Genomic DNA, 12,521 nt, shown 5'->3' with positions numbered 1-12,521 from the left:
AAAACGGTGATGCTCTTCCAGGCCTCGTGAGGCCGAGAACAAAAGTGAGGTGCATTATTGCAAGTAATTCTTGTTAACAGAAGTAATAGAGTTGCTTTTTTTCCTTTATTGTTAGCCGCTCGTCCCCTGCCAGGGCTAGTCTGTCGCTTTCCGATGGGAGATTTTTGATGTCCGCGCCCTCTGTTTTGATCGCCGGTTGCGGTGATGTCGGCAGCCGTCTGGCCACGCAATTGCTGACTGCCGGCTTTCAGGTGTATGGCCTGCGCCGGGATGTTTCACGTTTGCCGGAAGGCGTTATCGGTGTAGCCGGTGACTTGTTCAATGAAGATTGCCCCGAGACCTGGCCGGTCGGTGCCGTGGATTACCTGGTGTATTGCGCGGCGGCGACCGAGCACGACGAGGCCGGTTATCGCGCAGCTTATGTGCAGGGTCTGCAGCATGTCCTGGGCTGGCTGGACGATTACGGGCAAGTGCCGGATCGGCTGCTGTTCGTTTCCAGCAGCAGTGTCTACGGGCAGCAGGACGGGGAATGGGTAGATGAAAAATCCGAGACCGTTGCCGCTGGTTATTCCGGTCGGGTGATGCTGGAGGCCGAGCAGGTTGCGCTCAACAGCGGCATTCCCGCGAGCATCGTGCGTCTGACCGGCATCTACGGCCCGGGCCGTGAATGGCTGCTGACCCAGGTGCGTCGTGGGTATCGCGTGGCGGTCGATCCGCCGCTGTATGGCAATCGCATCCATGCCGATGACGCGGCGGGCCTGATGGCGTTTCTGCTGGAGGCGAATCGCAAGGGTGTGGCGCTGGATGACGTCTACATCGGCGTGGACGATGCGCCGGCACCGCTGGCCGAAGTGGTGGCGTGGCTGCGCGAGTATCTGGGTGTCACCGAATGGTCGGAAGACGAGAGCGTGCGTCGAACCGGCAGCAAGCGTTGCAGCAATGCCCGGGCGAAGGCGTTGGGTTGGGTGCCGAAGTATCCGAGTTATCGCGAGGGGTATGCCGCGATTCTTGAAGGTCGCTGCTGACTTTCAGGCATCACAAAGTCAATGTGGGAGCGAGCCTGCTCGCGATGAGGTCATAACATTCAACATTGATGTTGATTGTCAGACTGCTATCGCGAGCAGGCTCGCTCCCACATGAGATCTCTGAAGCTTCAGAGCCGGGTTACTGCTTCTCGAGCAACCACTTGCGTTCGCCCGGACTGAACTGCGGTTGTTCGTCCGCCAGCGCCGTGTTCACGGCCTGCAAAATTTCCAGCTCCTTGCCCTTGCGAACAAAGATCCAGTTGTTGCCCTGGCCGTTCTGCTGCAGCCACATGCTGTCGTTGCCGCTGCTCATCGATGCGCAGTCGCCCGCCAGGCACAGAGCATAGCGGTCGGCGCCCGGCAGGCCGGAGACTTGTCCGTCAGCCTGGAATTGCACGGTGGCGCCTTCGCCCTGGCCGCTGGCGATGGTCCAGTTGCCGCCCAGGTAGGCCGAGTACAGCGCACGTTCGAAGCTGGCGCCGATCGGTGCGCCTTCCGGCACCGGAATCTGCGCGCGATCGAAGAGCTGCTGAGGTTCGTTTTCGCTGGCAGCCTGATGCAACTGGCCGCCGTCGCGTTTCAGCTCGCTGCCGGAGCTGCCGTAGAAGTCGACTTTCCAGGCGCCGGACTGTTCGCCCTGCAGCCGTCCTTCGACGTTCTCGAAACCGTTGGTATAGCGGGCCTGTCCGGCCTTGGTGTTGATGTCCCATTCCAGGTTCGGGCCATAGGCCTGAAGCGCTTCACGCAGGGGGCCGCCCTTGGCGGCGGCATCGATGGCGACCTGATTGATCCAGGTGCCGCTGATGTCACGGTCGGCAGGGTTGCTGGCGCAACCGCCGAGGAAAATGGCGAGCAGCGAGAGAGCAAGCGCTTTGCGCATGGTGGAATCCTTTCAAAACCTTTTCTTTACCGCAGAGCAGTCGGCGCGACCTGAAGGGCCGCGCCGTGCGCATTACTCGATGACCAGAATGGCATCCATTTCAACCTGCGAACCCTTTGGCAGGGCAGCAACGCCGATGGCGGCGCGGGCCGGGTATGGCTGGTCGAAGTACTTGCCCATGATCTCGTTGACCTTGGCGAAGTGGCTCAGGTCGGTGAGGAAGATGTTCAGCTTGACGATGTCCTTGAACGAACCGCCGGCGGCTTCGGCCACGGCTTTCAGGTTCTCGAAGACCTGGACGGTCTGGGCTTCGAAGCCTTCGACCAGTTCCATGGTTTTCGGGTCCAGCGGGATCTGGCCCGACATGTAGACAGTGTTGCCAGCCTTGATCGCCTGGGAGTAAGTGCCGATGGCGGCCGGGGCCTTGTCGCTGGTGATAACGGTCTTGGTCATGTATGACTCCTTGTAATGGTGGGCTCAGGCACGCATGCGGGTGATGCGGATCACCCCGGTCAGTGCGCGCAGTTTCTTGATCACGCGGGCCAGGTGCACACGGTCGTGGACGCTGACCACCAACTGGACGACGCTGATGCGGCCATCGCGCTCGTCCATGCTGATTTTCTCGATATTGCCGTCGGCCGCGTTGACACTGCTGGCCAGCAGGGCGATCAGGCCGCGCTGGTGCTCCAGCTCGACACGCAGTTCGACGTTGAATTCGCCGGTGACATCCTTGGCCCACGAAAGCTGGATGCATTTTTCCGGGTTGTGGCGGATTTCGCTGATGTTGCGGCAGTTGTCCAGGTGCACGACCATGCCTTTGCCCGCCGACAGGTGACCGACAATCGGGTCGCCCGGGATCGGCGTACAGCACTTGGCGTAGCTGAGCACGAGACCTTCGGTGCCGCGAATCGCCAGCGGCCCTTCCGGGCTTGGCAATTGTTCGCCTTCGCCGAGCAGGCGGCGTGCGACGACGTAGGCCATGCGGTTGCCCAGGCCGATGTCTTCCAGCAAATCTTCGATCAGTTCGAGACGGTACTCGGTGAGCATCGCCTTCACGCGTTCGGCCGGAATCTGTTCCAGCGCGCTGTCGAAACCGTTGAGCACCTTGTTCAGCAGGCGCTCGCCGAGGCTGATGGATTCGGAGCGGCGTTGCAGTTTCAGCGCATGGCGGATGTGGGTCCGCGCCTTGCCGGTGACCACGAAGTTGAGCCACGCCGGGTTCGGCCGTGCGCCGGGGGCGCTGACGATCTCGACCGTGGAGCCGCTTTGCAGCGGTTCGGACAGCGGCGCGAGACGACGGTTGATCCGGCAGGCGATGCAGCTGTTGCCGACGTCGGTGTGCACCGCGTAGGCAAAGTCGACCGCCGTGGAGCCTTTCGGCAGCTCCATGATCCGGCCTTTGGGCGTGAACACGTAGACCTCGTCCGGGAACAGGTCGATTTTCACGCTCTCGATGAATTCCAGCGAGTTGCCGGCACGTTGCTGCATTTCCAGCACGCCCTTGACCCACTGACGGGCGCGGGCGTGAGTGCCTTTCGGCTGCTCGTCGCCGCTGGATTTGTACAGCCAATGGGCGGCGATGCCGTTGTTGGCCATCTCTTCCATTTCACGGGTGCGGATCTGGATCTCGATCGGTACACCGTGCATGCCGAACAGCGTGGTGTGCAGCGACTGATAGCCGTTGGCCTTGGGGATCGCGATGTAATCCTTGAAGCGCCCCGGCAACGGTTTGTACAAATTATGTACAGCGCCCAGCACGCGGTAGCAGGTATCGACCTTGTCGACGATGATCCGGAACGCGTAGACGTCCATGATCTCGTTGAAGGCCCGACGCTTGCCGCGCATTTTCTTGTAGATGCCGTAGAGGTGTTTCTGGCGACCGCTGACTTCGCCCTGGATGCCGTCGATGGCGAGGCAATGGCCAAGGGATTCTTCGATCTTGTTGACGATTTCCTTGCGGTTGCCCCGGGCGCGCTTGACGGCCTGGTAGATCCGCGCGGAGCGCATCGGGTGCATGGCCTTGAAGCCGAGGTCTTCGAACTCGATGCGGATTGCGTGCATGCCCAGGCGGTTGGCGATGGGTGCGTAGATCTCGAGGGTTTCCTTGGCGATGCGCCGGCGTTTTTCGCCGGACAGCACTTCCAGCGTGCGCATGTTGTGCAGGCGGTCGGCGAGCTTGACCAGGATCACGCGAATGTCGCGTGCCATGGCCATGGCCATTTTCTGGAAGTTTTCAGCCTGGGCTTCGGCCTTGGTCTCGAAGTTCATCTGGGTCAGTTTGCTGACCCCGTCGACCAGTTCGGCCACGGTCTCACCGAACTGCGCTTGCAGCGCCTCTTTGGCGATACCGGTGTCTTCGATCACGTCATGCAGCATCGCAGCCATCAGGCTCTGATGGTCCATGTGCATGTCGGCAAGAATGTTTGCCACGGCAAGGGGATGCGTGACATACGCCTCGCCACTGCGGCGGCGTTGGCCGTCGTGGGCTTGCTCGGCGTAGAAATACGCTCGGCGGACCAGGTTGACCTGGTCGTTGCCGAGGTAGGTCGATAAGCGATCGGCGAGGGCGTCTATGCTCGGCATGATAACTCCTGCCGTAGGCTGTGATCCCGCGCCGTGCTACGTCGACCAGGCATAGGCTTAGACGGCCTCGTTGGACTCGTCCTCGAACGCAGCGAAGACCGGGTCTTCGTGGACGATTTCCTGCTCGGCGATGAACTCGTAGGTAATCATGCCTTCAGCGATTTCACGCAGCGCAACTACGGTTGGTTTGTCGTTTTCCCACTGAACCAGGGGCTCTTTGCCGCCGGTGGCCAGTTGACGGGCACGCTTGGTAGAGAGCATGACCAGCTCAAAGCGGTTTTCCACGTGTTCTAGGCAGTCTTCAACGGTTACGCGGGCCATGGTATTCCTCGGAGCGAATGCAATATGCGCGCTGCCCGGTTGGGCGAGCGGACTCAACAGTTTAAAAAATCACCAGCGATTAGGGAAGCGCTGATTTTTTGACCAGGCTCTTCAACGCGCTGCAAGCACCAATGTAAAGCCCTTGCAGCGGTTTTGGGAAGTGCTGTTTCAGCCCAGCAATTCAGCCAGCAATTTGCCGAAACGTACCTGTTGGCGTTTCTGTTGCAGCTGATTGGCGCGGAAAATCGCTTTCAGATCGTCCAGCGCGTGGGCGAAATCGTCGTTGATGATCAGGTAGTCGTACTCGACGTAGTGGCTCATCTCGCTGACGGCTTCGCGCATCCGGCCGGCAATGATTTCGTCGCTGTCCTGGCCACGGTTGGTCAGGCGCTGGTGCAGGGCCTGCAGCGATGGCGGCAGGATGAAGATCGAACGGGCCTGCGGCATCAGCTTGCGCACCTGCTCGGCGCCTTGCCAGTCGATTTCCAGAATCAGGTCGTGACCTTCGTCCAGGGTCTGCTGCAGGCGGCTTTGCGAGGTGCCGTAGAAGTTGCCGAAGACTTCGGCGCGTTCGAGGAAGTCGCCGTGCTCGCCCATCTTCACGAACTCTTCGCGGCTCACGAAGTGATAGTTCACGCCATCCACTTCGCCCGGGCGCATGGCGCGGGTGGTGTGGGAAATCGAGACGCGGATCTCCGGGTTGGCGTCGGTCAGGGCCTTGACCAGACTGCTCTTGCCCGCGCCCGAAGGGGCGGAAATGATGTACAGGGTGCCGGTGCTGTGGGTCATGTCTGTTGCCTTACTCAATATTCTGCACTTGTTCGCGCATCTGCTCGATCAACACCTTCAGGTTGACCGCCGCCTGGGTGCTGCGCGGGTCGAAGGCCTTGGAGCCCAGTGTGTTGGCTTCGCGGTTGAGCTCCTGCATCAGGAAGTCCAGGCGCCGGCCGGCGGCACCGCCGGATTTCAGCACCCGGCGAACTTCGATGATGTGGGTGCTCAGGCGATCCAGTTCTTCGGCCACGTCGCTCTTTTGCGCGAGCATGACCATTTCCTGTTCCAGGCGCTGCGGGTCCATCTCGGCCTTCATGTCGGCGAAGCGGTCGAGGACTTTCTGGCGCTGGGTGGCGAGCATCTGCGGAACCAGTTCGCGCAGGGTCACCACGTCTTCCTCGATGGAGGTCAGGCGATCGTTGATCAGGCGTGCCAGCTCCGCGCCTTCGCGCTCGCGGCCGGCCTTGAGGTCTTTCAGGCCTTGATTGAACAGGGCCAGCGCTTCGGCGTTCAAGGCCTGCGGGTCAGTGGCGTCGGCGACCAGTACCCCCGGCCAGGCCAGCACCTCCAGCGGATTCAGCGCCGCCGGGTTCTTGATCAGGCCGGCGACGGTCTCGGCAGCGGCGACCAGTTGTGCAGCGCGCTCGCGATCCACTTGCAATGGCTTGCCGGTGCTTTCCTCGGTAAAGCGCAGGGTGCATTCCAGTTTGCCACGCGACAGGCCCTGGCGCAGGGCTTCGCGGACGGCGCCTTCAAGGTCGCGAAACGATTCCGGCAGGCGCAGGTGGGGTTCCAGGTAGCGGCTGTTGACCGAGCGCAGCTCCCAGCTCAGGGTGCCCTGAACGCCGGCTTTTTCGACGCGGGCGAAGGCGGTCATGCTGTGCACCATGGGGTGACCTCGCGATACAGATCGGCGCGAATTGAAGCTTCGCAGCTCGATATCAATGAATTTAAGCCGACTGGCAGCAAAGGCGCAGGATTGTAGCGCAGTGCGGCAGATGCGCCCAAACACACGGTGTGACAAAGGGCTGCAGGCCGTCGGCGAAGCGCGTTTCAGGGCCCTTGAACGACGGCCGGAATTTTTAAGCAGTGCCCAGGCACGGTGCGCAGCTCTATAATGCTCCGCAGTTTTCCGTCCCCAGTACAGGTATCTCCTATGAAACGTCCAAGTGGTCGCGCTGCCGATCAGCTCCGCTCGATCCGCATTACCCGCAACTACACCAAGCACGCCGAAGGGTCGGTACTGGTCGAATTCGGTGATACCAAAGTCATCTGCACCGTCAGCGTCGAAAACGGCGTGCCGCGTTTCCTCAAGGGGCAGGGCCAGGGCTGGCTGACCGCCGAATACGGCATGCTGCCGCGCGCCACCGGCGAGCGTAACCAGCGTGAAGCGAGCCGTGGCAAGCAGGGCGGCCGCACCCTGGAAATCCAGCGCCTGATCGGCCGCTCCCTGCGCGCCGCGCTGGACATGTCCAAGCTGGGCGACGTCACCCTGTACGTCGACTGCGACGTGATCCAGGCCGACGGTGGTACCCGCACCGCGTCGATCACCGGCGCCATGGTTGCGCTGGTCGATGCCCTGAAAGTGATCAAGAAGCGTGGCGGCCTGAAAGGCGGCGACCCGCTCAAGCAAATGATCGGTGCCGTTTCCGTGGGCATGTACCAGGGCGAACCGGTGCTGGATCTGGACTATCTTGAAGACTCCGCCGCAGAGACTGACCTGAACGTGGTTATGACCAGCACCGGCGGCTTCATCGAAGTGCAGGGCACCGCCGAAGGCGCGCCGTTCCAGCCTGAAGAGCTGACCGCGATGCTGGAACTGGCCAAGAAAGGCATGAACGAGATCTTCGAACTGCAAACGGCTGCACTGGCCGACTGAGCAGGTTCGTAACTGCAAGGAGGACGCGATGAGTGATGAGCAAGAATTGCTGCCCAAGCCGAGCCAGGAGGTTCGCCAATGGGCGATGTTTTGTCACTTGTCCGCCTTGCTGGGGATCTGGATTCCGTTCGGTACACTGATCGGGCCGTTGGTTCTGTGGCAGATGAAGCGCGAGACGGATCCTTTTATCGATGCCCAGGGCAAGGAAGCGCTGAATTTTCAGATCACCGTGGCGATTGCTTCGATGATCTGCTTCGTGCTGATGCTGTTGCTTATCGGGTTCGTGCTGTTTGGCCTGCTGGCCATTGCGGCGCTGGTGTTGACGATTATCGGCGGGGTGAAAGCCAACGAAGGCTTCCCCTACCGCTATCCGTTCACCTGGCGGCTGATCAAATAACGAACGTTCGCCCACAAAAAAGCCGACAGCGATGTCGGCTTTTTTGCATCCACGAATCGACGCTTAGATGGTCAGCGTCCAGTCGTAGTCCACGATCAGCGGTGCGTGCTGCGAGAACCGAGGCTGACGCGGCAGGCGTGCGCTGCGCACGAAGCGCCGCAGGCCCGGGGTCAGGATCTGGTAGTCGAAGCGCCAGCCCAGATTCAGCATCTCGGCCTGTTCGTTGTCCGGCCACCAGCTGTACTGGTCGCCTTCGCGGCTGACTTCACGCAGGGCATCTACGTAGCCCATGTTGCCGACAATCTCGTCCATCCAGGCGCGTTCCGGCGCCAGGAAGCCCGGGGATTGCTGGCTGTCGCGCCAGTTCTTGATGTCGAGCTTCTGCTGCGCGACGTACAGCGAGCCACAATAAATGTACTCGCGACGTTTGCGCCGCTGTTTGTCCAGGTACTTGCCGAAGTCGTCCATGAGCTTGAACTTCTGGTTCAAGTCCTCATCGCCGTTCATCCCCGAAGGAAGCAGCAAGGTGGCAATACTGACTTTGTCGAAATCTGCTTGCAGGTAGCGCCCGTAGCGGTCGGCCGTCTCGAAACCGAGACCGCTGATGACAGCCTTCGGTTGCAACCGCGAATACAAAGCCACGCCGCCTTGGGCAGGGACTTCAGCATCGCAGGCATAAAGGAAGTAGCCGTCCAGTTGGAAGGCTGGGTCATCCAGTTCAAAGGCGGAGGCACGGGTGTCCTGCAGGCAGATGACGTCGGCATTCTGTGCCTGCAGCCAACTGAGCAAACCGCGCTCGACTGCAGTCTGAATACCATTGACGTTCACACTGATGATCCGCATAAATGGCCCCAAAAATCGCGTGCGTGTATGATACACGGCGTCAAGCTAATTAGCTAAATCCGTGGTATTTGGGGTTTTTTTCATGCAAGCGTATCAGCGCGATTTCATTCGTTTTGCCATCGATCGCGGCGTTTTGCGCTTCGGTGAGTTCACCCTGAAGTCCGGACGTACCAGTCCTTACTTCTTCAACGCCGGCCTGTTCAACTCGGGTTCGGCCCTGGCGCAGCTCGGTCGTTTCTATGCCGCAGCCATCGCCGAGAGCGGAATTCCGTTCGACGTGCTGTTCGGCCCGGCCTACAAAGGCATCCCGCTGGCGGCAACCACCGCCGTGGCACTGGCCGAGCACCACAACCGTGACCTGCCATGGTGCTTCAATCGCAAGGAAGCCAAGGCCCACGGCGAAGGCGGCAGCCTGGTTGGCGCACCGCTGACCGGTGAAGTGCTGATCATCGACGACGTGATCACCGCCGGCACCGCGATCCGTGAAGTGATGCAGATCATCGCTTCCCAGGACGGCGCCAAGGCCGCCGGCGTGCTGATTGCCTTGAACCGTCAGGAGCGTGGCAATGGCGAGCTGTCTGCAATCCAGGAAGTCGAGCGTGATTTCGGCATCCCGGTCATCAGCATCGTGTCGCTGAACCAGGTTTTGGAATTCCTGGCTGACGATCCGCAGCTCAAGCAGCACCTGCCAGCCGTTGAAGCCTATCGCGCCCAGTTCGGCGTCTGATCGCTTCTTCAGGCAAAAAAAGACCCCGCTCAGTCAGGCTGAGCGGGGTCTTTTTATTTGTGCGATCGCTTACGGACGCTTGCGATTGCTGATCAGCGTACCCACACCGGTGTCGGTGAAGATTTCCAGCAGGATCGCGTTCGGTACACGACCGTCGATGATCAGCGAGCTGCCCACGCCGCCCTGAACCGCTTCCAGTGCACAGCGGATCTTCGGCAGCATGCCGCCGTAGATGGTCCCGTCGGCGATCAGGTCGTCGACCTGCTGGGTGCTCAGGCCAGTCAACACGGTGCCCGACTTGTCCATCAGGCCGGCGATGTTGGTCAGCAGCATCAGCTTCTCGGCTTTCAGTGCTTCGGCAACCTTGCCGGCCACCAGGTCGGCGTTGATGTTGTACGACTCGCCGTTTTCACCCACACCGATCGGCGCGATCACCGGGATGAAGTTGCCTTTGACCAGCAGGTTCAGCAGTTCGGTGTTGATCCCGACCACTTCGCCCACCTGACCGATGTCGATGATTTCCGGTTGGGTCATCTCCGGAGTCTGGCGGGTGACGGTGAGCTTCTTCGCACGAATCAGCCCGGCGTCTTTGCCGGTCAGGCCGATGGCGCTGCCGCCGTGGCGGTTGATCAGGTTGACGATGCTTTTGTTGACCTGGCCGCCAAGGACCATTTCCACCACGTCCATGGTCGCCGCGTCGGTGACACGCATGCCGTCGACAAAGTGGCTTTCGATCGACAGGCGCTTGAGCAGATCGCCGATCTGCGGGCCGCCGCCGTGAACCACGACCGGGTTGATGCCGACGGCTTTCATCAAGACGATGTCGCGGGCGAAGCCGGTTTTCAGCTCCTCGCTTTCCATCGCGTTGCCGCCGTATTTGATCACCAGGGTCTTGCCGACATAACGTCGGATGTAAGGCAACGCTTCGGACAGGACCTTGGCGGTTTGGGCGGCGGCTTCGCGTTCGAGGGTCATTCAGGGCTCCGGGTGAATCAGAACGGTAGTTGGAGATCAGGTGCAACGCGTTTCAACTGGGCATGGAACACAGCCTTGATGCGCTGCAATTCAGCCTCGTCATCGGCCTCGAAGCGCAGCACCAGCACCGGTGTGGTGTTGGACGCGCGCACCAGGCCCCAGCCTTTGGCGTAATCGACCCGCACGCCGTCAATGGTGGTCAGGTCGGCGCCTGGGCCCCACTGTGCATCGTGCAGTGCATCAATGATGCTGAATTTGCTCTCTTCGGTCACATGGATATTGATTTCCGGCGTGGAAATATCGTTCGGGAAGGTCGCGAACAGCGTTTCCGCGTCGGATTTTTCCTTGCTAAGGATCTCCAGCAGCCGTGCGGCGCTGTAAATACCGTCGTCGAAACCGAACCAGCGTTCCTTGAAGAAGATGTGCCCGCTCATTTCACCGGCCAACAACGCGCCGGACTGTTTCATTTTCTTTTTGATCAACGAGTGACCGGTCTTCCACATTAGCGACTGGCCGCCGTATTCCTTGATCAGCGGAATCAGGCGACGGGTGCATTTGACGTCGAAGATGATTTCCGCGCCCGGGTTGCGGGCCAGCACGTCGCGGGCAAACAGCATCAGCAGACGGTCCGGGAACACGATGGTGCCGGTGTTGGTCACCACGCCGACACGGTCGCCGTCGCCGTCGAAGGCCAGGCCGATGTCAGCCTTGGTTTCCTTGACCTTGGCGATCAGGTCGACGAGGTTTTCAGGCTTGCCCGGGTCCGGGTGGTGGTTCGGGAAGTTGCCGTCGACTTCGCAGAACAGCGGGATGACTTCGCAGTTCAGCGCTTCGATCAGTTGCGGGGCGATCACGCCGGCCGCGCCGTTGCCGCAATCGACCACGACTTTCAGGCGCCGGGCCAGTTTGATGTCCTGGACGATTTCGGTGGTGTAGCGGTCGAGGATCTCGACCTGGGTCACGCTGCCCTTGCCGCTACTCAGGTTGCCGGTCTTGAGGCGCTCGTGCAGGGCCAGGATCTGTTCGTTGGCGAGGGTGTCTCCGGCGATCACGATCTTGAAGCCGTTGTAGTTCGACGGGTTGTGGCTGCCGGTGAGCATCACGCCGGATTTACCGGCCAGCACGTTGGCGGCGTAGTACAGCGCCGGGGTCGGCACCAGGCCGACGTCGCTGACATGGCAGCCGCTTTCGGCGATACCGCGGATCAACTCGGCAACCAGTTCCGGGCCGGACAGGCGGCCGTCACGACCGACGGATACGTTCGGTTCACCCTGGGCCAGGCTCTGGGAGCCAATGGCGCGGCCGATCCAGTAGGCGGTTTCGGCATTGAGGAATTCCGGCACGGTGCCGCGAATGTCATAGGCGCGGAAGATGCTGTCGGGAAGCTTCGGGGCGACTTGGGCGGGGGTGCTCATCTGCGGAAATGCTCCATCTCGAAAGTGGCGGGACACACCGACGAATCATCTCGGCGGCAGGCTCAAACTGAAGGGTATGACGGCGGTTTTCACAGAGAGTTCGTGGTGTGAAAGGGCCATGACGCCTTGTCCGGCGTGGCTTTGGCCTGCCAAAGCCTTGATTTCCGGCGCTAAACCTTGCAGATGACATTTTGAATTTCGTGGCAAGCAACACGCACTCGCCACGACAGGTTTCCAGCCGATTACTTGGTGCCGGAGTGGCCGAAACCGCCAGCGCCACGCTCGGTTTCGACGAACTCTTCAACCATTTCGAAGTGCGCCTGCACCACTGGCACCAGCACCAGTTGCGCCAGACGTTCGCCGACCGGCATGGTGAATTCGGTCTGGCCACGGTTCCAGCAGGACACCATCAGCGGGCCCTGGTAGTCGGAGTCGATCAGGCCGACCAGATTGCCCAGCACGATGCCGTGCTTATGGCCCATGCCCGAGCGTGGCAGGATCAGCGCGGCGAGGTTCGGGTCGCCGATGTACACCGACAGCCCGGTAGGGATCAGCACGGTTTCGCCCGGCTTGATCACGATGTCCTCTTGCAGCATGGCGCGCAGGTCGAGGCCGGCGGAGCCCGGTGTGGCGTATTGTGGCAGCGGGAATTCGGTACCGATGCGAGGGTCGAGGATCTTGGCTTGCAAAGCGTGCATGTAA

Annotated in this window: 13 protein-coding genes and 1 pseudogene; 4 read left to right on the top strand and 10 right to left on the bottom strand. The window is 60.9% G+C overall.

Going from position 1 to position 12,521, the window contains the following annotated elements:
• Positions 1–167: 167 nt before the first annotated feature.
• Positions 168–1,025 carry an SDR family oxidoreductase gene (locus DXT77_RS04800; protein ID WP_119426812.1) on the top strand — a complete coding sequence of 286 codons (858 nt, stop codon included), beginning with the start codon at positions 168–170 and terminating at the stop codon, positions 1,023–1,025.
• Positions 1,026–1,164: 139 nt separating this feature from the next.
• Here DXT77_RS04800 and DXT77_RS04795 read toward each other — a convergent pair whose 3' ends face one another.
• The 6 genes from DXT77_RS04795 to DXT77_RS04770 all read right to left on the bottom strand — a co-directional run bounded on the left by DXT77_RS04795 (position 1,165) and on the right by DXT77_RS04770 (position 6,472).
• Positions 1,165–1,905 carry a hypothetical protein gene (locus tag DXT77_RS04795; protein ID WP_119426811.1) on the bottom strand — a complete coding sequence of 247 codons (741 nt, stop codon included), beginning with the start codon at positions 1,903–1,905 and terminating at the stop codon, positions 1,165–1,167.
• A gap of 72 nt (positions 1,906–1,977) precedes the next feature.
• Complete coding sequence (locus tag DXT77_RS04790; protein ID WP_003229509.1) at positions 1,978–2,358, bottom strand: RidA family protein; 381 nt, start codon at positions 2,356–2,358, stop codon at positions 1,978–1,980.
• A 24-nt stretch (positions 2,359–2,382) separates the two neighbouring features.
• Positions 2,383–4,488, bottom strand: coding sequence for a bifunctional GTP diphosphokinase/guanosine-3',5'-bis pyrophosphate 3'-pyrophosphohydrolase (gene spoT / locus DXT77_RS04785; protein ID WP_007954439.1), 2,106 nt, complete (start codon positions 4,486–4,488; stop codon positions 2,383–2,385).
• Positions 4,489–4,545: 57 nt separating this feature from the next.
• A complete protein-coding gene (rpoZ, locus tag DXT77_RS04780) occupies positions 4,546–4,809 on the bottom strand; it encodes a DNA-directed RNA polymerase subunit omega (RefSeq protein WP_119426810.1) in 264 nt (87 codons plus the stop codon).
• Positions 4,810–4,977: 168 nt separating this feature from the next.
• On the bottom strand, positions 4,978–5,598 hold the full coding sequence (gmk, locus tag DXT77_RS04775; RefSeq protein ID WP_085708867.1) for a guanylate kinase: 621 nt from the start codon (positions 5,596–5,598) through the stop codon (positions 4,978–4,980).
• Positions 5,599–5,608: 10 nt separating this feature from the next.
• Positions 5,609–6,472, bottom strand: coding sequence for a YicC/YloC family endoribonuclease (locus DXT77_RS04770; protein WP_007954440.1), 864 nt, complete (start codon positions 6,470–6,472; stop codon positions 5,609–5,611).
• 267 nt (positions 6,473–6,739) lie between these two features.
• Between DXT77_RS04770 and rph the strand changes: the two genes are divergently transcribed.
• Positions 6,740–7,462, top strand: a complete 723-nt coding sequence (rph, locus tag DXT77_RS04765) for a ribonuclease PH (protein WP_085708868.1) — start codon at positions 6,740–6,742, stop codon at positions 7,460–7,462.
• Positions 7,463–7,490: 28 nt separating this feature from the next.
• Positions 7,491–7,859, top strand: a complete 369-nt coding sequence (locus tag DXT77_RS04760) for a DUF4870 domain-containing protein (protein WP_007954441.1) — start codon at positions 7,491–7,493, stop codon at positions 7,857–7,859.
• Positions 7,860–7,922: 63 nt separating this feature from the next.
• Here DXT77_RS04760 and DXT77_RS04755 read toward each other — a convergent pair whose 3' ends face one another.
• A complete protein-coding gene (locus tag DXT77_RS04755) occupies positions 7,923–8,702 on the bottom strand; it encodes an exodeoxyribonuclease III (RefSeq protein ID WP_119426809.1) in 780 nt (259 codons plus the stop codon).
• A gap of 82 nt (positions 8,703–8,784) precedes the next feature.
• On the opposite strand from DXT77_RS04755, the gene pyrE reads away from it, so the two are divergent.
• The gene (pyrE, locus tag DXT77_RS04750; RefSeq protein ID WP_007954442.1) at positions 8,785–9,429 is read left to right on the top strand and encodes an orotate phosphoribosyltransferase; all 645 of its coding nucleotides are present in this window, start codon (positions 8,785–8,787) and stop codon (positions 9,427–9,429) included.
• A gap of 69 nt (positions 9,430–9,498) precedes the next feature.
• On the opposite strand, the gene argB is transcribed toward pyrE, so the two are convergent.
• From argB to dut, 3 genes and pseudogenes are all read right to left on the bottom strand, one after another.
• The gene (argB, locus tag DXT77_RS04745) at positions 9,499–10,404 is read right to left on the bottom strand and encodes an acetylglutamate kinase (RefSeq protein ID WP_119426808.1); all 906 of its coding nucleotides are present in this window, start codon (positions 10,402–10,404) and stop codon (positions 9,499–9,501) included.
• A gap of 17 nt (positions 10,405–10,421) precedes the next feature.
• A pseudogene (locus DXT77_RS04740) lies at positions 10,422–11,825 on the bottom strand (phosphomannomutase/phosphoglucomutase); the annotation flags it as partial.
• A gap of 236 nt (positions 11,826–12,061) precedes the next feature.
• Positions 12,062–12,517 carry a dUTP diphosphatase gene (dut, locus tag DXT77_RS04735; protein WP_007954445.1) on the bottom strand — a complete coding sequence of 152 codons (456 nt, stop codon included), beginning with the start codon at positions 12,515–12,517 and terminating at the stop codon, positions 12,062–12,064.
• Positions 12,518–12,521: the final 4 nt, after the last annotated feature.

The organism is Pseudomonas sp. 91RF (assembly GCF_003576265.1).
Lineage (GTDB): Bacteria > Pseudomonadota > Gammaproteobacteria > Pseudomonadales > Pseudomonadaceae > Aquipseudomonas > Aquipseudomonas kribbensis.
This window is presented reverse-complemented; position numbering and strand designations above follow the sequence as displayed.